The organism is Streptomyces sp. NPDC001093, assembly GCF_040298985.1.
Classification (GTDB): domain Bacteria; phylum Actinomycetota; class Actinomycetes; order Streptomycetales; family Streptomycetaceae; genus Streptomyces.
Genome location: NZ_JBEPBF010000113.1, coordinates 1 through 18,910, shown reverse-complemented (window position 1 = coordinate 18,910; position 18,910 = coordinate 1). Strand labels below are relative to the sequence as shown.

19 protein-coding genes and 2 pseudogenes are annotated in these 18,910 nt (G+C 73.1%); 12 read left to right on the top strand and 9 right to left on the bottom strand.

The features are described from left to right. The first annotated feature begins 220 nt into the window (after positions 1 to 220). Entirely contained in the window at positions 221 to 841 is a 621-nt protein-coding gene (locus tag ABT288_RS37810) for an L-threonylcarbamoyladenylate synthase (protein ID WP_351617966.1), read from the top strand. Between the two features lie 188 nt (positions 842 to 1,029). Beyond that, a complete protein-coding gene (locus tag ABT288_RS37805) occupies positions 1,030 to 2,229 on the top strand; it encodes a glycoside hydrolase family 64 protein (RefSeq protein WP_351617963.1) in 1,200 nt (399 codons plus the stop codon). Between the two features lie 47 nt (positions 2,230 to 2,276). Here ABT288_RS37805 and ABT288_RS37800 read toward each other — a convergent pair. From ABT288_RS37800 to ABT288_RS37790, 3 genes and pseudogenes are all read right to left on the bottom strand, one after another. Next, positions 2,277 to 2,792 (bottom strand): annotated as a pseudogene (locus ABT288_RS37800) (hypothetical protein); the annotation flags it as partial. A 667-nt stretch (positions 2,793 to 3,459) separates the two neighbouring features. Further along, on the bottom strand, positions 3,460 to 3,699 hold the full coding sequence (locus ABT288_RS37795; RefSeq protein ID WP_351617961.1) for a hypothetical protein: 240 nt from the start codon (positions 3,697 to 3,699) through the stop codon (positions 3,460 to 3,462). Between the two features lie 79 nt (positions 3,700 to 3,778). Beyond that, the gene (locus tag ABT288_RS37790; protein WP_351617958.1) at positions 3,779 to 4,066 is read right to left on the bottom strand and encodes a DUF1905 domain-containing protein; all 288 of its coding nucleotides are present in this window, start codon (positions 4,064 to 4,066) and stop codon (positions 3,779 to 3,781) included. 94 nt (positions 4,067 to 4,160) lie between these two features. On the opposite strand from ABT288_RS37790, the gene ABT288_RS37785 reads away from it, so the two are divergent. Next, entirely contained in the window at positions 4,161 to 5,663 is a 1,503-nt protein-coding gene (locus tag ABT288_RS37785; RefSeq protein ID WP_351617955.1) for a metallophosphoesterase family protein, read from the top strand. A 68-nt stretch (positions 5,664 to 5,731) separates the two neighbouring features. Then, positions 5,732 to 6,760 carry an LLM class flavin-dependent oxidoreductase gene (locus ABT288_RS37780; RefSeq protein WP_351617953.1) on the top strand — a complete coding sequence of 343 codons (1,029 nt, stop codon included), beginning with the start codon at positions 5,732 to 5,734 and terminating at the stop codon, positions 6,758 to 6,760. 196 nt (positions 6,761 to 6,956) lie between these two features. Here ABT288_RS37780 and ABT288_RS37775 read toward each other — a convergent pair whose 3' ends face one another. After that, positions 6,957 to 7,952 carry a TauD/TfdA dioxygenase family protein gene (locus ABT288_RS37775; protein ID WP_351617950.1) on the bottom strand — a complete coding sequence of 332 codons (996 nt, stop codon included), beginning with the start codon at positions 7,950 to 7,952 and terminating at the stop codon, positions 6,957 to 6,959. Between the two features lie 291 nt (positions 7,953 to 8,243). Between ABT288_RS37775 and ABT288_RS37770 the strand changes: the two genes are divergently transcribed. Then, a complete protein-coding gene (locus ABT288_RS37770) occupies positions 8,244 to 9,074 on the top strand; it encodes an aldo/keto reductase (protein WP_351617947.1) in 831 nt (276 codons plus the stop codon). A 13-nt stretch (positions 9,075 to 9,087) separates the two neighbouring features. On the opposite strand, the gene ABT288_RS37765 is transcribed toward ABT288_RS37770, so the two are convergent. Next, entirely contained in the window at positions 9,088 to 9,963 is an 876-nt protein-coding gene (locus tag ABT288_RS37765) for a helix-turn-helix domain-containing protein (protein WP_351617944.1), read from the bottom strand. A gap of 160 nt (positions 9,964 to 10,123) precedes the next feature. Here ABT288_RS37765 and ABT288_RS37760 point away from each other — a divergent pair, with 160 nt between their 5' ends. The 4 genes from ABT288_RS37760 (at position 10,124) to ABT288_RS37745 (ending at position 13,206) form a co-directional block, all read left to right on the top strand. Next, the gene (locus ABT288_RS37760) at positions 10,124 to 10,987 is read left to right on the top strand and encodes an oxidoreductase (RefSeq protein ID WP_351617941.1); all 864 of its coding nucleotides are present in this window, start codon (positions 10,124 to 10,126) and stop codon (positions 10,985 to 10,987) included. A 57-nt stretch (positions 10,988 to 11,044) separates the two neighbouring features. Continuing rightward, positions 11,045 to 11,653, top strand: a complete 609-nt coding sequence (locus tag ABT288_RS37755; protein WP_351617938.1) for a DNA polymerase ligase N-terminal domain-containing protein — start codon at positions 11,045 to 11,047, stop codon at positions 11,651 to 11,653. A gap of 89 nt (positions 11,654 to 11,742) precedes the next feature. Then, positions 11,743 to 12,666 carry a non-homologous end-joining DNA ligase gene (ligD, locus tag ABT288_RS37750; protein WP_351617935.1) on the top strand — a complete coding sequence of 308 codons (924 nt, stop codon included), beginning with the start codon at positions 11,743 to 11,745 and terminating at the stop codon, positions 12,664 to 12,666. A 105-nt stretch (positions 12,667 to 12,771) separates the two neighbouring features. Then, entirely contained in the window at positions 12,772 to 13,206 is a 435-nt protein-coding gene (locus ABT288_RS37745) for a cupin domain-containing protein (RefSeq protein WP_351617933.1), read from the top strand. An 18-nt stretch (positions 13,207 to 13,224) separates the two neighbouring features. Here the strand turns inward: ABT288_RS37745 and ABT288_RS37740 are convergent, their stop codons facing one another. The 4 genes and pseudogenes from ABT288_RS37740 to ABT288_RS37725 form a co-directional block, all read right to left on the bottom strand. After that, positions 13,225 to 15,633 (bottom strand): SpoIIE family protein phosphatase, encoded by a 2,409-nt coding sequence (locus ABT288_RS37740; RefSeq protein ID WP_502972926.1) that lies wholly within the window; start codon positions 15,631 to 15,633, stop codon positions 13,225 to 13,227. Continuing rightward, entirely contained in the window at positions 15,630 to 16,097 is a 468-nt protein-coding gene (locus tag ABT288_RS37735) for a peroxiredoxin (RefSeq protein ID WP_351617929.1), read from the bottom strand. The genes ABT288_RS37740 and ABT288_RS37735 overlap by 4 nt, the downstream gene beginning before the upstream one ends. Further along, entirely contained in the window at positions 16,094 to 16,474 is a 381-nt protein-coding gene (locus ABT288_RS37730; RefSeq protein WP_351617926.1) for a DoxX family protein, read from the bottom strand. Before ABT288_RS37730 ends, ABT288_RS37735 begins: the two co-directional genes overlap by 4 nt. Positions 16,475 to 16,555: 81 nt before the next feature. Next, a pseudogene (locus ABT288_RS37725) lies at positions 16,556 to 17,079 on the bottom strand (MarR family winged helix-turn-helix transcriptional regulator). Positions 17,080 to 17,263: 184 nt separating this feature from the next. Between ABT288_RS37725 and ABT288_RS37720 the strand changes: the two are divergent. The 3 genes from ABT288_RS37720 to ABT288_RS37710 all read left to right on the top strand — a co-directional run. Next, positions 17,264 to 17,551: a putative quinol monooxygenase gene (locus ABT288_RS37720; protein ID WP_351617923.1), complete on the top strand. Its 288-nt coding sequence runs from the start codon at positions 17,264 to 17,266 to the stop codon at positions 17,549 to 17,551. 243 nt (positions 17,552 to 17,794) lie between these two features. Then, on the top strand, positions 17,795 to 18,427 hold the full coding sequence (locus tag ABT288_RS37715; protein WP_351617920.1) for an SH3 domain-containing protein: 633 nt from the start codon (positions 17,795 to 17,797) through the stop codon (positions 18,425 to 18,427). A gap of 185 nt (positions 18,428 to 18,612) precedes the next feature. After that, positions 18,613 to 18,910: helix-turn-helix domain-containing protein (locus tag ABT288_RS37710; RefSeq protein ID WP_351617918.1), on the top strand; the 298-nt coding region annotated here is incomplete at its 3' end.

The following is an 18,910-nucleotide window of genomic DNA, read 5'->3' as shown; positions in this document are numbered from 1 at the left end:
TCCGTACGTTACCGGAGGCGCCGGTGCTCCCGCGCCGGACACGGCTCCGCCGGCGGCCCGGGGGGGATGGGACGCCGGCGGAGATGTCGCGGTCCGGGGCGGGGGGGATGCCTCGGACTGCTCATGGCTCGCATGCCCCGGAATCCGCGAACTACACAACGATCTCGCCCGCGAGCCGACGGTGCGCGCCGACCGGCCGCCGGCGCATTAGGCTCGGTGAATGGCGAAGTACTTCGACGTGCACCCCGAGAACCCGCAGCCGCGCAGCATCGCCCAGATCGCCGACGCGGTGCGTTCGGAAGCACTCATCGCATACCCGACCGACTCGTGTTACGCACTGGGCTGCCGGCTGGGCAGCCGGGACGGCATGGACCGGATCCGCTCCATCCGTCATCTGGACGAACGGCATCACTTCACCCTGATGTGCCGGGACTTCGCGCAGCTCGGCCAGTTCGTGCGGGTGGACAACGACGTCTTCCGGGCCGTGAAGGCGTCCACGCCCGGCAGCTACACCTTCATCCTCCCGGCCACGCGCGAGGTGCCGCGCAAGCTGCTGCACCCGAGGAAGAAGACCGTGGGCGTGCGCATCCCCGACCATGTGGTCACCCAGGCGCTGCTGGCGGAGCTGGGCGAGCCGCTGCTGTCCAGCACGCTGCTGCTGCCGGACGAGAAGGAGCCGCTGACGCAGGGCTGGGAGATCAAGGACCGGCTCGACCACGCGGTGGACGCGGTGGTCGACTCGGGCGACTGCGGCACCGAGCCGACGACGGTCGTGGACTTCTCCAGCGGGGAGGCGGAGATCGTACGGCGGGGCGCAGGGGACACCAGCCGCTTCGAGTGAGGGCGTGACGCTCCCGGTGGCCGGGGTCCGGCAGACCGGGAAGGCCTGCCCGGCGCCCGGCACGGGCGCGGTAGGCCGGTCCGCCGTTTGTATTGACATGCACGCGCCCTGGTACGAGTCTGAGAGCGCTCTCAGAACAGGTACGGACCAATGTCCGTACGACCCCGACCCCACACGGAGGCAAGAGAGTGCCGCATCAACTCACCCGCCCCGCGCTGCCCCTGGCCGCCGCCGCGGCCCTGGTCGGCGGGGTGCTCGCCCTCGGCGCCCCGGACCACGCCGGTGCCGCGGTGCCGGACACCGTCCCGCTGAAGATCACCAACAACTCGGGCCGCTCCGCACCGGTCTACGTCTACGACCTCGGCACCCAGCTGTCCTCCGGACAGCAGGGCTGGGCCGACGCGAACGGAGGCTTCCACGCCTGGCCGGCGGGCGGCAACCCGCCGACACCCGCCCCGGACGCGGCGATCGCCGGCCCGGCCCCCGGACAGTCCACGACCATCCGGATACCGAAGTTCTCCGGCCGGATCTACTTCTCCTACGGCCAGAAGCTCGACTTCCGGCTGACCACCGGCGGCCTGGTGCAGCCGGCCGTGCAGAACCCGTCCGACCCCAACCGGAACATCCTGTTCAACTGGTCCGAGTACACCCTCAACGACTCCGGGCTGTGGCTGAACAGCACCCAGGTGGACATGTTCTCGGCGCCGTACGCGGTCGGTGTACAGCGTTCCGACGGCAGCGTGAGCTCCACCGGGCACCTGAAGTCCGGTGGCTACACCGGCTTCTTCGACGCGCTGCGCAGCCGGTCGGGCGGCTGGTCCGGGCTGATCCAGACCCGCTCCGACGGCACGGTGCTGCGCGCTCTGTCGCCGCTGTACGGCGTGGAGACCGGGGCCCTGCCGGCGAGCGTGATGGACGACTACGTCAACCGGGTCTGGCAGAAGTACACGACGTCGACGCTGACCGTCACGCCGTTCGCCGACCAGCCGGGCACCAAGTACTACGGCCGGGTCTCGGGCGACGTCATGAACTTCACCAACGCCTCCGGTGCGGTGGTCACCAGCTTCCGGAAGCCGGACGCGGACAGCGTCTTCGGCTGCCACAAGCTGCTCGACGCGCCCAACGACAATGTGCGGGGCCCCATCTCCCGTACCCTGTGCGCCGGTTTCAACCGCTCGACCCTGCTGGTCAACCCGAACCAGCCGGACACCTCGACGGCCGCCTTCTACCAGGACGCGGTGACGAACCAGTACGCGCGTGCGGTGCATGCGCAGATGGCCGACGGCAAGGCCTATGCCTTCGCCTTCGACGACGTCGGCAACCAGGAGTCCCTGGTCCACGACGGCAGCCCGCAGCAGGCGTATCTGACGCTGGATCCGCTGAGCTGACGTGCCACGGCCCCGCACCACTCGGGTGCGGGGCCGCGACGGGTGACTCAGCCGGTCGTCAGGGCGGTGTCGTCCACGACGAAGCTGGTCTGCAGCGAGGAGTCCTCCACGCCGTTGAACTTCAGGGTGACCGTCTGGCCCGCCAGCGAGGACAGGTCGAAGGTCTTCTGGCCGTAGCCGGAGGCCGCGTTGAGGTTCGAGTAGGTCGCGAGGGTCTTCGAACCCGCGGTCACCGTCAGCTTGTCGTACTGAGTGCTGCTGGTGGTCTCCGAGGTGTCGATGTGCAGGTAGAAGGTCAGGGTCGCCTTGCAGCCCGCGGGGATCGTCACCGACTGGGACAGCGTGTCGGTGTGGGTGGTGCCGGAGCCGTCGAGCCAGGCCTTGTACAAGCCGCCGCCGTGGGCCCCCTCACCGGTGTCGTTGGTGACGACGCCGCTGGTCGCGCTCCAGCCGGTGCCGCCGGACTCGGAGCCGGGGTTGTTCAGCAACTGGGTCGAGGTGCAACCCCCGCCGCCACTGGGGTTGACCGCCCAGGCGAAGGCCGCGGTGCCGGTGGCGCCGGTGTGTCCGCGCGCCGGGGTGCCCCGGCCGTCGGTCACCAGCACCGCGAAGCCCTGCTCGGCGAACCACTGCGACACCAGCGTCTTCCCGTCGTGGCCGCGATTACGCACTGACCGCCCGAGCCGCCGCAGGGGTCGCGCAGCACCGGAAGCGGGCCGTCGTCCCGGTGCCAGGAGGGCAGGTGGAGGGCCTCCGGCCGGTGCGCAGCACCTCGGTACGCGGGCGCGGGCCGCCGGTGCCGGTGGGGTGGTACGGACGAGGGTGCCGCCGCGCAGCACACCCCCGTGCAGGACCGGGCCCGTGCTCCGGCGGCGCGGTTCGGTCCCCGGCCGCCGGGACCACGGTCCGACCGCGGTGGGCTCGTCGGACGCGGTGAACAGCACCTCGTCCCCGTCGACGCCGGGGACGGCACACAGCTGGCGTCCCGGCGGCGTGATCGGTTCGCCGTCGGCCGTGAGGTGCCGGGTGCCCTCCCAACGGACGGGCGTGAGCCGGCCGTTGGGCTCGACCGGGGCCGGCCAGAGGGTGACGTCGGGGTTCGGGGCGCCGCCGGAGGTGTGGCGACGGACCTCGGGCGGGCTGTCCGGCGTGGCCGGGTCGTGCGGTACAGCGCCGCACGCGACCGCGATCCGTCCGGGCGCGCAGCGGGGCGGTGCCGTCGGGCGCCCATCAGTGACCGCGCGGCCCGCCGGGAAGCGCGGCGTCGGCAGACGTAGGCGATACGACGGCCGGAGGGATCGGGGCGCGGATCGGCGGCGGGACGTGTGGCCGGCAGCCGCGGGGGTCGCCGCCGCGCATCGGCACGGTCCACAGCGCACCGCCCAGCGCGAAGGCGACCGCCTCGGTGGCCTCGTCGGTGGCACACCCCTCGATCCCGCGCGGCCTGCGCACGGCAACGAGCAGCCGCACCGGATCCGCCTCGACAGCGCACCCGGCTACGAGTAGCGACGGCCCGCTCTGTTCACGCGTCCCGGGTTCGCCTCGGGCCTCACAGCCGTACCGTCATCGCGACGGTCACCTCGTCACCCGGCGCGAGCCCCTCCGGCCTGCGCACGGCGCTCTTGAGCGGCAGGAGGTACCCGCCGTCCCTGGGGAAGAGGGACGTGGTGAAGTCCGTGCCGCCGATTCTGGCCTCGACCGGGATCACGCCCCAGCCGTAACTGGCCAGCGCGGCCACGTCACGGATGTCGGCGCACTCCGCGTCCGGCACGGCGACGAAGTAGTACGGCGCCGGCCCCCGCCACTCCACGACCCGTCCGGCGAAGGCGAGTTCCACTGGTCTGCCTGCCCCTCTCGCTCAGCGGCCTCCCAGCGTACCGGCCGAGGCCCCGCCAACCTCCTGTGATCGGTGCGTTGTTACTGTGCACGGCGTGTCTGACTCCTCGCGTGATACCGCCCAGGGCGCCGGCTGGGGCTCCGCCGAGCCCGGTACCTACAAACAGCTGATGCCGGACCACGTCGAGAAGCTGTCGTGGCTGAATCCACGGACCCTGTGGTCCGCCCGCAACGGCGTGCTGGCGTCCTGGTTCGGCGACCCGACCGGCCGTACCCGCAGCCGCTGGGTTGCGCGCCGGGAGGCGGCCGGGGCGCCCGCCGGCAAGGTGATCGAGCGGGAGACCGGTGACTGGTTCTCCTTCATGGTCATCGGGGACACCGGGGAGGGCGACGATCCCCAATACGCCGTCGTGCCGGGGTTCCTGAAGGCCGGTGAGGACACCGACTTCGCGGTGATCGCGAGCGATGTGATCTATCCGGTGGGCAACACCGACGACTACGCCAACAAGTTCTTCCGGCCCTACCGGGACTATCCGGCCCCGATCTACGCGATACCGGGCAACCACGACTGGTACGAAGACCTCGGCGCCTTCATGCGCGTCTTCTGCGCCGACACCCCGCCGCTCGACCCCGAGCCCCGGCCGCGCCCGCTCAGCCGAGCCTGGTGGCGGGCCCTGCTGTGGCACCGGGCCCGGCCGGCCGACGAGCAACGGCTCGCCGCCGCCCGGAAGTTGCGGTCCGCGCCCGGCCAGCAGGCCGTACAGCCGGGGCCGTACTGGGCGATCGACGCGGGTCCGGTGCGGATCGTCGGCATAGACACCGGGTTGCTCGGCACGATCGACGCCGAACAGGGCGCCTGGCTGCGCGAGGTCTCCCGGGGACCGCGGCCGAAGATCCTCATCACCGGGTCACCGCTGTACGTCGACGGTGAGCACCACCCGTGCGCGATCGAGGGCGGAGGGACGGTGGACGACATCGTCCGGGACCCGGAGCACCACTATGTGGCCGCGATCGGCGGCGACATCCACAACTACCAGCGCTATCCGGTCGACGTGGACGGCCGGACCGTCCAGTACGTGGTCGCGGGCGGCGGCGGGGCGTTCATGCACGCCACGCACACCATCCCGCGGATCTCGGTCGCGGGTGTCACCGAGCGGGACTTCCGCTGCTATCCGCTGCGCGGCGACTCCCTGGCCTTCTACAGCCGCCTGTACGGCCGACGGCTGCGGCTGCGCCGCTTCTTCACCCTGTCCGAGGCGGAGGCCACGGCGGTCGTCGCCGAGCGCCTCGGCATCGAGCCGGGCCGCAAGCCCGACCCCGGGGCCCGGATCACCCGGCGCACCCGGCTGGTCGCGAGCCTCCTCGGCACCGGCGGCCGCCCGGACCGCACCTCCCGGTTCCGGCTGCCCGTGCGCAAGGTCTACACCCAGCTGTTCTCGCCCGGCTCGGCCACCTACAGCCCGCCGTTCTTCAAGTGCTTCCTGCGTCTGGACGTCGCTCCGGAGGCCGTCCGGCTGCGCTGTTTCGCCGCGACCGGCAACCGGGCGCAGGAGGTCGATCCGCCGGTCGAGGACGAGATCGTCATCCCGCTGAAGTGATCACACGGTTGTCACACTCGCCTGCCAGAATCGTAGGGCGAAGCGCCTTGCGACCGCTGGAGGAGCCCGTGCCGCCCACCGCCCGCCCACTGCGCAAGCTCGGCTTCCTCACCATCGGCCTGTTCGACCCGGCGGATCCGGCCCGGGGCCACGAGTCCACGCTGGAGATCATCGAGCTGGGCGAGCGGCTCGGCTTCGACAGCGCCTGGCTGCGCCACCGCCATCTGCAGTACGGCATCTCCTCCCCGGTCGCCGTCCTCGCCGCCGCCTCCCAGCGCACCCGCCGCATCGAGCTGGGCACCGCGGTGACGCCGCTCGGCTGGGAGAACCCGCTGCGTCTCGCCGAGGACCTGGCGACGGTGGACGTCCTGTCCGGGGGCCGGCTGAACCCGGGCGTCAGCGTGGGCCCGCCGATGCACTTCGAGCGGGTCAAGGACGCCCTGTACCCGGACACGGCCGACGCCGAGGACTTTGGCTACGAGCGGGTGCGGCGGCTGCTGGACCTGGTGCGGGGCAAGCCCGCGAGCGACTTCGCCGGGGTCGAGGGGTTCGAGGTGTTCAGCGATGTGGTCCAGCCGCACTCCCCGGGGCTCGGCCGGCGGATGTGGTACGGCGGCGGCAGCCTGCGCTCGGCGCGGTGGGCGGGCGAGCACGGGATGAACTTCCTGACCAGCAGCGTGGTCAAGGCGGAACAGCCGGACGGGCCATGGGACTTCGCCGAGATCCAGCTCTCCCTCGTCCGGGAGTTCCGCGCCCATCACCCCGACGGCGAGGCGGCCCGGGTCTCGCACGGCCTGGTCGTGATACCCACCGACTCCGCGAGCCCGGAGCAGCGCGCCACGTACGAGGCGTACGCGGCGAAGCGGCTGCCGCGCACGGCCTCCCCGCAGGGACCGGGGCGGCTGCTGTTCGCTCCGGACCTGGTCGGCACCTCCGAGGAGATCGCCGAACGGCTGCTCGCGCACGCCGCGTTCCGGGAGGTGGACGAGGTGGCGTTCGCGCTGCCGTTCACCTTCGAGCACGAGGACTACGTACAGATCCTGACGGACATGGCGACGAAGCTGGGCCCGGCGCTGGGGTGGCGGCCGGCGGCCTGACCGCCGGCCTCCGATGCCGGGACGTCTGACAGGCCCGGCAGTGCGGTGGCGGCGGGCCGGCCGTCGGTCTCGGCACCGGGCGTCTCTGCGGCCCCGCCTGCCGACGGGCCGCCGGCCGGCGGCTCCTGGTGCCCGTCCAAGGGTCCGCCGCCGGGCACCTCGTGCTGCCCTGACCACTGGCGCCACTCCTGCTCGTTCACCAGCGGCCCGGCTCCGTGCCCACCACCGCCTCCGAGGGCTTGCCGTCCACCCCCACCGGCACGTCCCCCGCGAGCATCACCCGGTGCATGATCCGGGGAAAGCCCAGGTGGGCGTTGTCGCTGGGGGCGAGGTGGATGGTGGCCCGGTTGTCCCAGAACGCGACACTGCCCGGCTCCCAGCGGAAGCGGACGGTGTACTCGGGGCGGACCGCTTGCTCCACCAGCATGTCCAGGATCGCCGTGCTCTCCGGACGGGAGAGGCCGACGATCTCCTCCACGTAGTAGCCGTTGACGAACAGCACCCGCTCCCCCGTCTCCGGGTGCACCCGCACCAGGGGGTGTTCGGAGACGACCTGGTGGTCCAGGAGGTGACGGACATAGGCGTCGTCTCCGGGCCGGGGCTGGTAGCCCACGCCGAGCCGGTGCTCGGCGCGCAGGCCGTCCACGAAGGCCCGCACCGGCGCCGACAGGCCGGCGTAGGCGGCGGCCAGGTTGGCCCAGGTGGTGTCGCCGCCGTAGGGCGGGACGGTCTCGGCGCGCAGGATGGTCGCGGCCGGCGGGTCGATACGCGTCCCGTAGTCGCAGTGCCAGCCGCGCAGCAGGGTGTGCCGGCGGCGGTGCAGCCACTCGTCGTGCTCCATGCCGTAGCGTCCGGCCAGTTCCAGCCGGTCGGCCGTCGTCTCGACCTCCGGGAAGTCCGGCGGCGAGTGCGGACCGCGACGCGGCAGCACGACCGGCTCACCGAAGCGGCGGGCGAAGGCGACCTGCCCGGCGTGGTCCAGTTCCTGCCCGCGGAAGAAGACCACCTTCCAGCGCAGCACGGCCTGCCGGATCAGGGCCACCAGGGCGGTGTGCAGCGGCCCGGCGAGGTCGACGCCGGTGATCTCGGCGCCGATGTGCCCGGCGACCGGCTTCACCCGAACGCCTGGGACCTTCGCCTCCGCGCCCTCGACCCGTTCCGTCTGGTCCGCGGTGGCCCTGTGCGTCGACATGCGCGCTCCCGTGCTCGTCCGAACCGGCTCCACCGAAGATCGTGACATCCCGGCCCTCACACGGCGAACGGGCTGCCTGTGCTGGTGAGGTCCCTGTGGGACGGGGCTTCCTGCTCGACGTGGGAGGGGGCACGGCCGTACGGCGGCGCGCAGGCCGCGGGCGACCGGGTCGGGCCGGTGGCCGCGCCGCCGCCCATGCCGTCCCCCGTCCTCTCCCCATCCGTCCGGTTGATCACCGCTCACCCCATCCGTGAGGCTGGAGGGACGACACAGTCGACGGAGGGTCCCATCGTGAACGGCATTCCGACGCACACGCTCAACGACGGTACGACGATCCCCGCCATCGGCCTCGGTACCTGGCCGCTGGACGACGCGGCGGCCGAGCGGGCCGTACGCTCCGCGCTCGACCTGGGCTACCGGCTCGTGGACACCGCGACGAACTACCGCAACGAGACCGGGGTCGGGCGGGGCATAGCGGGCAGCGGCGTCCCCCGCGAGGAGGTGGTGGTGACCACCAAGCTGCCCGGCCGCCACCACGGCTACGACGAGACCCTCGCCTCCTTCGAGGAGTCCCGGCGGCGGCTCGGCCTGGAGTACGTGGACCTGTATCTGATCCACTGGCCCAACCCCCGGGTGGGCAGGTACGTCGACTCCTGGAAGGCGATGCTCGAGCTGCGCGAGGACGGGCTGGTCCACTCGATCGGCGTCTCCAACTTCACCCCCGAGCACATCACGCGGCTGGAGAAGGAGACCGGGGTGCTGCCCTCGGTGAACCAGATCGAGCTGCACCCGATGTTCCCGCAGGAGGAGCTGCGCGCCTTCCACGCGGACAAGGGCATCGTCACCGAGAGCTGGAGCCCGCTGGGCCGGGGCAGCGCTCTGCTGAACGATCCCGCGGTCGCCGAGGTCGCCGCGGCGCACGGGGTGACCCCGGCACAGGTGCTGCTGCGCTGGCACCTCCAGGTCGGCGCGCTGCCCATCCCGAAGTCGGCCGACCCGGGCCGGCAACGCGCCAACCTGGACGTCTTCGGCTTCGAGCTGGACTCCGGCCAGCTGGCGGCGATCTCCCACCACGCCCCGCGCCGACTGGGCGGCGATCCCGACAAGCACGAGGAGTTCTGAACCGGGCCGGGCCCTACTGCTCCTCGATCCGCTCCCGCGCACTGCCGGGCCGGGCGCCGTCACCGGTCGGCGCGGCGAGGCTGCCCAGGATGTCCAGCAGTTCGGCGCTGCGGCTGCCGGGCTCGGCGTGGAAGACGACGAGGGTGAGTCCGTCGGTGCCGTCCACGGACAGTTTGTGCGACCGCAGGTCGAGGTCGCCGACCTGCGGGTGGGTCAGATGGCTCACCCGGCCACGGCGGGGCCGTACCTCGTGCCGGGCCCACAGGGTGCGGAAGCGTTCGCTGCGCAGGGACAGCTCGCCGACCAGGTCCCGCAGCCGTGGATCGTCGGAGTCCGCGCCCGCCTCGGAGCGCAGTACGGCCACGCCCTCCTCGGTGAGGTCCTCCCAGTCCCGGCGCAGCTCACGCTCGGCCGGGTCGAGGAAGACGGCCCGCAGGAGGTTGACACCGGGCCGGTAGTTCGGGGTGAGCGCGCTCGCGAGGGGGTTGGCGGCGAGGCAGTCGGCGTAGCGGTTCTGGACGTAGGCGGGGTTGCGCGGCCAGCCGTCGATGAGCTGCAGCAGGCTCGCCGGGACCTGCTGGGTGCGGCGCCCGGACCGTGCTCCTGGGCCGGTCCGGTCCTGGACGAGGCCCACGAGGTGGGCCGTGGCGTCGGCGTCGAGCCGCAGGACGCGGGCGATGGCCTCGAGGACCTGCACGGACGGGTTGCGGTCGCGGCCCTGCTCGAGCCGCAGGTAGTAGTCGGAGCTGATGCCGGCCAGCATCGCGACCTCCTCGCGGCGCAGCCCCGGCACCCGGCGCAGGCCGCCGCCGGGCAGCCCCACGTCCTCGGGCCGTACCAGCGCCCGGCGGGCGCGCAGGAACTCGCCGAGCGTATTCGTTCGGTCCATGGCCCCACCGTACGGCGGCCGGGCCGGCGGTGACTGGCCCTGTCACTCCCAGGATCGCCGGGGTACTGCAACGGCGGGCGTGACGGGCGCAGGGTGGAGAGCGGGCCGCCGGCAGGACCGGTGGCCCGCACATCTCGAGCTTCCCCCTGAGAGGTACGACATGACTGCACAGCTCGGCGGCACCCTCACCCCGGCCGACGGCCTGGCCCTGACGCGGATCGGATACGGCGCCATGCAGCTGGCCGGGCCGCACGTCTTCGGCCCGCCGAAGGACCGTGACCGGGCGGTGGCGGTGCTCCGTGCGGTGGTGGAGGCGGGCATCACGCACATCGACACCGCCGACTTCTACGGCCCCGTGATCGTCAACGAGCTCATCCGGGAGGCCCTGCACCCCTACCCCGAGGAGCTGCACATCGTGACCAAGGTGGGCGCCCGGCGGGGAGCCGACGGCAGCTGGATCCTGTCCCGGCACCCGGAGGACCTGAAGGCGCAGGTGTACGACAACCTGCGGAACCTCGGTGTGGAGTCGCTGGACGTCGTCAATCTGCGCGTGGGTGACGTGGACGCCCCGAACGACGACTCCCTGGCCGAGCAGTTCGGCGCGCTGGCCGAGCTGCGGGAGCGGGGGCTGGTCCGGCACCTGGGGCTGAGCACGGTGACCGCGGCGCAGCTGGACGAGGCGCTGGCGATCGCGCCCGTGGTGACCGTGCAGAACCTGTACAACCTGGCCAACCGGCAGGACGACGCCCTCGTGGAGCGCACGGCGGCCGGGAACATCGCCTTCGTGCCCTACTTCCCGCTCGGCGGCTTCACCCCGCTGCAGTCCGACACGCTGGCGAAGGTCGCCGCCCGGCTGGAGGCCTCGCCGCAGCAGGTGGCGCTGGCCTGGCTGCTGCGCCGGTCGCCGAACATCGCGCTCATCCCCGGCACCTCCTCCCCCGAGCACCTGCGGGAGAACATCGCCGCCGCGTCCCTGGTGCTGCCGGACGACGCGGTCGCCGAGCTGGACGGCATCGCGGGCTGAACGGCGCGGTCCGGGGTACCCGGGGCCCGTGAGACGGTCGTACGGAAGGAGCCGCAGGTGGCAGCGGAGGACCGGCTGCGGACGTACCGCGGCAGGCGTGACTTCGAGCGGACCCGCGAGCCGTCGGGGCGGGAGCCCCGTGCCGGGGGTGACGAGCCGCATTTCGTGGTGCAGATCCACGACGCCAGCCGGATGCACTTCGACTTCCGGCTCCAGGTCGACGACGTCCTGAAGTCGTGGTCGGTCCCGAAGGGCCCGTCCACGGATCCCGGGGACAAGCGGATGGCCGTGCCCACCGAGGACCATCCGCTGGAGTACGAGGAGTTCGAGGGCGTGATCCCGGAGGGCGAGTACGGCGGCGGGACCGTGATCGTCTGGGACAACGGCACGTACGAGCCGCTCAGCCACGACCACAGGGGGCGCCCGGTGGACTTCGCGGAGTCGCTGGAGCGCGGGCACGCCACCTTCCGGCTGCACGGCAGCAAACTGCGCGGCGAGTACGCCCTCACCCGCTTCCGGGGAGACCAGGGCGAACAGGAGGCCTGGCTGCTGGTGCGCAAGGGGCCGGCGCGGTCGGCCGGGCACGGCACCCCCGATCCCCGGCGGGCCCGCTCGGTGCGCACCGGACGCACCCTCGCGCAGGTCGCGGCCGACGGCGAGGAGTGAGGGGCGGTGCCGGGCCTGCTGGACGCGCTGCCGGCCGGCGGGAGCTGCTGCGTCCGGCCCGGCCGGGCCCCGAACTCGCCGCGGCACCGATGCTGGCCACGCTGAGCGACCGGCGGGACTTCGGCGAGGGCTGGCTGTTCGAGCGGAAGCTGGACGGCGTCCGGCTGCTGGCGGTGCGTGAGGGCGACCGGGTACGGCTGCTCTCGCGCACGGGCCAGCGGCTGAACGACACCTATCCGGAGATCGTCGAGGCGCTCGCGGCGCAGGAGTGCACCGACTTCACGGTGGACGGCGAGGTCGTCGCGTTCAGCGGCGGCCGTACCGACTTCGCCCGGCTGCAGCGGCGGTTGGGGCTGACCCGGCGCCGGGACATCGAGGCGTCCGGGGTCGCGGTGACGTACTACCTCTTCGACCTGCTGCGCCTGGAGGGCGCGGACACCCGTCAACTCCCCCTGCGCGTCCGCAAGTCGCTGCTGCGGCGGGCGCTGTCCTTTCGGGCCCCGCTGCGGCTGACCCCGCATCGCAACGCGGGCGGCGCCGAGTTGCTGGCCGAGGCCTGCGGCCGGGGCTGGGAGGGACTGATCGCCAAGCGGGCCGACGGGCCGTACCGGACGCGCCGGTCCCCGGACTGGCTGAAGCTCAAGTGCGCGCAGGGGCAGGAGTTCGTGATCGTCGGCTTCACCGAACCGGCGGGCAGCCGCGTCGGGTTGGGTGCGCTGCTGCTCGGCTTCTACGACGGTGACCGGCTGCGGTACGCCGGGAAGGTCGGCACCGGTTTCGACCGGCGCGCCCTGCTGGATCTGCGTGAGCGGCTGGACGGGCTGCGGCGGGACACCCCGCCCTTCGGCGGTGCCGTACGCGAGGTGCGCGCCCGTTGGGTGAAGCCGGAGCTGGTCGCGCAGATCGCCTTCACCGAGTGGACCCGGGACGGGATGCTGCGGCATCCCCGCTACCTGGGACTGCGCGCGGACAAACGGCCACGGGACGTGGTCCGCGAGCACGCGGCGGCCTGAGACCCGCGGTCACGTACGCATACGGATCTTCGGGTTCCGCCCCCAACTCCCCTGTGGTGCCTTTATGTTCACGGCGACACCCCGCTCGCCTCCGAAAGGCCCCGCATGCGTACCGCTCTCCGTGCCGCCGTCACCGGCGCGCTGACCGTCGCCACCGTTCTGGCCTGCGGCACCGCGCAGGCGACCCCGCCGGGCCCGGGTGTGACGGCCCGGATCATCAGCCGGACCACCGTCGGCGACACCGACTACACCCTGCGGGAGATCACCATTCCGCCCGGCCAGAGCACCGGCTGGCACTACCACGACGGCCCGCTGTACGGCGTGGTGAAGCAGGGCACCCTCAGCCACTTCGACTCCGCCTGCGCCTCGGACGGCGTGTACCGGAGGGGCGCGACGATCCAGGAGCCGGCCGGTGCGGACCACGTGCACATCGGGCGGAACCTCGGCGACACCCCGCTCGTGCTCGATGTGCTGTACGTGCTGCCGCACGGCGCCCCGTTCTCGGAGGACGCGCCGAACCCGGGCTGCCCGTTCCAGTGACCGGGTGCCGGGAGCCGATCAGGTGCCGGGCAGCGCCTGCTCGGCCCAGATCGTCTTGCCCCGGCCCGTCTGCCGGCTGCCCCAGCGCTGGGTGAGCTGGGCGACCAGCAGCAGTCCGCGGCCGCCCTCGTCGTAGGCGTGCGCCCGGCGCAGATGCGGTGAGGTGGAACTGGCGTCGGAGACCTCGCAGATGAGCGCGCGGTCGCGGATCAGCCGGAGCTGGATGGGCGGTTCGCCGTAACGGATGGCGTTGGTGACGAGTTCGCTGACGACGAGTTCGGTGACGAAGGCGGCCTCGTCCAGCCCCCAGGCGGCCAGCCGTTCGCCGACGGCCTGGCGGGCGGCGCCGACCTCGGCGGGGTCGGGCGGGATGTCCCAGGTGGCGACCCGGTCGGCGCCGAGGGCGCGGGTGCGCACGAGCAGCAGGGCGACGTCGTCGCCGGGCTGGTCGGGCAGGACGGCCTTCAGGACGTCGTCGCACAGGGCCTCGAGGGAGCGGGTGGGTACGCTGAGGGCCCGGCGTAGTTCCTCGGTGGCGTCGCCGACTTCCCGGTCCCGGTCCTCGACCAGGCCGTCGGTGTAGAGCGCGATGACGGAGCCCTCGGGCAGGCGCAGCTCCGTCGCCTCGAACGGCAGGCCGCCGACGCCGAGCGGTGGTCCGGCGCTCATGGCGACGGTCTCGGCGGTGCCGCCCGGCAGGACGACGGCCGGGGCCGGGTGGCCGGCGGCGGCGAGGCTGAGCCGCCGGGAGACGGGGTCGTACACGGCGTACAGGCAGGTGGCGCCGAGTTCGGCGATCTCCTCGCGGCTGTCCTCGGCGGCCAGGTGGGTGACCAGGTCGTCGAGGTGGGTGAGGAGTTCGTCGGGCGGCAGGTCGACGTCCGCGAGGGTGCGCACGGCCGTCCGCAGCCGGCCCATGGTGGCCGAGGACTGGATGCCGTGGCCGACCACGTCGCCCACGACCAGGCCGACCCGGCCGCCGGAGAGCGGGATGACGTCGAACCAGTCGCCGCCGATGCCGGCCAGGGAGCCGGACGGCAGATACCGGTGGGCCACCTCGACCGCGGCCTGTCGGGGCAGGCCGCACGGCAGCAGGCTGTGCTGGAGGGCGAGGGCGGTGGAGCGTTCGCGGGCGAAGCGGCGGGCGTTGTCGATGCAGACGGCGGCGCGGCTGCCGAGTTCCTCGGCGAAGACGGCGTCGTCGGGGCCGTAGGCGTCCGGGTGGTCGATGCGGACGCACACCGCGACGCCCAGGGTGGTGCCGCGGGCCCGGAGTGGCACCGCGATCAGGGAGTGGGCGTCCTGCCGGTGGGGGCGGCCCTGCGGCGAGCGCGCGTTGCGCTCGGCGAGCCACTCGACGAACTCGGGCTCCCCGGCCTGGCTGAGCACCGCGCGGCCGTCGCGCAGGGCGCGGGCGGGCGGGGAGTGCGGCGGGTAGACGTCGGCCTCGCCGAGGGGGACGGCCGCACCGGGGTCGCCCTCGCGGGTGGAGCCGTGGGCGACGCGGTGCAGAACGACGCCGCCGTCGGGGGGCATCGGCGGCTCGTCCGCGCCGAGCACCCAGTCGAGCAGGTCCACGCCGGCGAAGTCGGCGTAGCGCGGGACGAGGACGTCGATCAGTTCCTCGACGGTGCGCACCACGTCCAGGGTGGTGCCGATGCGGGTCGACGCCTCGTTGAGCAGGGCCAGGCGGCGCCGGGCCCAGTACTGCTCGCTGCTGTCGAGGGCCGCCATGGCGACCCCGGTCAGCTCGCCGGAGCCGTCGCGCAGCGGCCACATCTCGATGCTCCACAGGTGTTCCCGGTTCAGTGCGGGGGCGCCGGCGAAGCTCTCGTAGCGGACGGGTCGGCCGGTCTCGGCGACCTCCCGGAGGTGGCGCAGGAAGCCCACGTTGTATTCGGCTTCCTCCACGGTGTCCGGGAAGAACCGGCCGGTGAGCGCGGCCTCGGAAACGCCCATCACCTTGCAGGCGGCGTCGTTGACCCGCAGATAGCGCTGCTCCAGGTCGAAGACCGACATGGACACGGAGGCCTGCTCGAAGGCCTCGGCGGCCAGGGCGCTGCCGGGCGGGCCGGCGGTGACGACGAACCCGGTGGGCTCCCCGTCGGCTCCGGCGACGGGGCAGGCGGTGAGGGCCACGTCGACGCGGTGGCCGTCACGGTGGCGCAGCGCGACGGTGCCGGCCCGCGCGGCGAGCGTGGCGTCCGGGATGTCCCCGGCGAGCAGCCCGGCCGCGGGCCGGCCCACGACGTCCTCGGCCGGGTGGCCCGTGAGCCGCCGCGCACCCTCGCTCCATCCGGTCACCGTACCCAGGGCGTCGATGACCGCCACGGCGGCGCCATGCTTCATATGCTCAAGGATGTTCCGATTGTCCCGGCACATCAAGCACGGGGCGTTCCGGCCCCCTTGTGGACGGGAGCCGTTCAGCCCTGGTGGGCGTACAGGGCGGCAAGGGCCCGGTCGGCGTGGGTGTTCATGCGCAGTTCGCTGCGGACGATCTCCAGCACCGTGCGGTCCTGGGCGATCACGAAGGTGACGCGCTTGGTGGGCGCGAGGGAGAAGCCCCGTTTGACGCCGAACCGCTCGCGGACCGTGCCGTCGGCGTCGGAGAGCAGCGGCATGCCGAGGCCGTGCCGGCCGGCGAACTCCTGCTGCTTGTCGACGCTGTCGCCGCTGATGCCGACCGGCCGGGCCCCGACGGCGGCGAATTCGGCGGCGAGGTCGCGGAAGTGGCAGGCCTCCGCGGTGCAGCCGGGGGTGAGGGCGGCCGGGTAGAAGAAGAGGACCACCGGTCCGTCGGCCAGCAGTTCGGTGAGCCGGCGGGTGGTGCCGGTGTCGTCGGGCAGGGCGAAGTCCTCGGCCTTGTCCCCGACCTCGATGCGTTCCGTCATGACCGTCCCTCCTCGTTCCGGGCGACTCCCCGGGCCCACAGCACCAGCGGCACCTGCAGCGGCAGCCGCGCCAGGGCGGCCGTACGCAGCGGTGCGGGCCGGTGCCGCCAGTCCACGGCCATCTGCACGTTCGCCGGGAACACCCCGACGAAGAACGCCGCGGCCGCCTTCGCGGCGACCGTGCGGGTGCGGGGCACGGCGATCCCGGCCGCCAGGGCCAGCTCCGCGACCCCGCTGCCGTACGTCCATGCCCTGGGCGAGCCCGGCAGCGCGCGCGGAATGGTGGCGTCGAACCGTCGCGGGGCGGCGAAGTGGGCGACGCCTGCCGCGGCCAGCAGGCCGGCGAGCAGCAGGGGTGAGCGTTCGGACCGGGGCACGGTTCCTCCTCTGATGACCTGCCGCCGGATATTACTGGACGGTAGGCGCAAGGGTGGCCCGTTGCCGCAGAACGCCGCCCGTCAGGCCGTGGCGACGGTGTCGTCCGCCTCCCGGCCGGAGTCCTCGTCGGTCGTGTACGCGAGGAAGTCGTCGACCATGCGGTGGAAGAGGGCCGCCATCTGCCGCAGATCCTCGGGCCGCCAGTCGGCGAGGGCGAGCTGCATGCCGCGGGCCCCGGCCTCGCGGACCCGGTCGACGGCCTCCCGGCCCGCGCCGGTCAGCTGGATGCGCTGGGCGCGCCGGTCGGCGGGGTCGGGGCGCGCATGACGTATCCGGCCTTCTGCAGTTGCTGCACGGTCCGCGTGACATGGGAGGCCTCCACACCGAGGCGCTGCGCCAGCTCGCCCGGCCGCAGCGGCTCGGAGTCGGCGATCTGCCGCAGCAGGGCCACCGCGGCGCGGTCCAGCGGCACCCCGGCCAGCGCCATCAGCCGCTCGTGCTGCCGGGCCCGGGTGCCGAGGTAGGTGATGCGCGTCAGGGCACGCTCGATCTCGGTGACCTCTGGGGAGGCGACGGGCAGGTCGGACAGCGGTTCCGTGGGCATACCCGTCAGTTCACCAGCTCGTTGCGTGAGTCAAGTAAGTTCCCGGCCGGGCTCTCGGGCCGCCCTCGACGGTCGGCCGTCCGCGGACCTGGTCGCGTGTCGTACGGGCCACCCCCCGGCGCAAGCGTGCTGGAATCGGCGAGTCCATCCCCTCGGGAACACCTTGGAACACCGGAGGAATGCCATGGCCTTCGCCGTCGTCGCCCAGTACCAGTGCGCCCCAGCCGACGCGGACACCGTGCGCGACGCGCTGCGCAAGATGCGTGAACTGGTCCCGTCGGAGCGCGCGAACCTCGCCTACGAGGCGCACGAGGTCGTCGACCGGCCGGGGGCCTTCGTGCTGTACGAGCGCTACACGGACCGCGCCGGCTTCGAGGCGCACAAGGAGACGGACCATTTCGCGGAGCTGATCCGGGGAACGGTGTTCCCGCTGCTGAAGGAGCGGACGATCACCTTCGCCGAGACGCTCTGACCGCCGCGGACGCCGCGGGTTCCCCTCGGGACACGTCACCCGGACGGGTGCCAGGACGTCCGGGGACGGCAGAACGTCTCCGCGCCGCGGACCGGGTGGGCCCGGTCCGGTTGCGGGCGCCCGTCCCATGGGACGTCCCAGTCGTCCCGGGGGACGCGGAAGCGGCGTTCTGACGGCTCGTCACGGAAACCCTGACTGTCGTGATCACTGCTCGTGGTCACGAGAACGACAGCGGAGGCTTCCATGATCCGACGGACTCTCAAGAGCGGACTACTGGCGACGGTCGCGGTGCTCGCGTTCCTGCCCACGGCGGCCGGCGTCACCACGGCGAGCGCCGCCACCCCGCACCCGGTCCCCAGCGCCACCACCCAGCACCCCGCCCACCGCGCCCAGCACCACACCGGCCGGCGCGTCCACCACCGCAGGTACGGCACCACCCACCGGCACCACCGCACCCACCTCCGCACGCACCACGCCCGCCGAGTACACCGGATCCACCGCCTCACGGCTCGGCGGGCGGCGCACCGCTTCCTGCCGCAGACGGCGGCCTACCGCCTCGTCGGGCCATCGGCGCCGTACCGCATCGCCGCGCCCCGGATGCAGTACCGGCTCGCGGCGCGGTGGATGACCTACCGTCACTTCCGGCCCCTCACCGGCCGGGTCACGACCCGCCACGCCCCGCTCAACGTCCGCTCCGGTCCCGGCACCGGCTACCGGGTGATCGGCCACCGGCGGACGGGCCGGGTCCTGGTCCTCACCTGCAGGACGCGCGGCTCCTCGGTGCACGGGAACCGCGTCTGGTACCGGCTGCCGCACCACGCGGGCTACGTCTCCGCCCACTACATCCGCCCCGACCGCGCCCTCCCCTGGTGCTGACGGAACTCACCGCAGCATCGCCCAGCCACCGAAGGCCCGTTCGACGACCCCCGAACGGGCCTTCGGTCACGCTCACCTCACCGTCCTCATACCTCACCGTGTGTTGCAGCCGCCGTCCTCCCGGGAAGCCATTCCGACAACAGGGGCGAAACTGCCCATAGCGGAGAGGGAGTCGAGGACGCGCGATGCGGCACCCCGAAGCAACGACCACGCCGGACGAGGCACTGCTGGTGGGACTGCGCGAGCTGAAGGACCGTACGGGGCTGAGCCTGGCGGCGCTGGCCGCGCGCACCCCGTACAGCAAGTCCGCGTGGCACCGCTATCTGTCCGGCGGCACTGCGCCGCCACGGCAGGCCGTGGAAGCGCTGTGCCGGCTCGCCGGCGCCGACCCCGAAGCCGTACTGACGGTGTGGGCCGCGGCCGGGCCTCCCCCGCCCGCGGCCGGCGCTGCGGGGGCCGCGCCCGAGGTACCCGGCCGCGGCC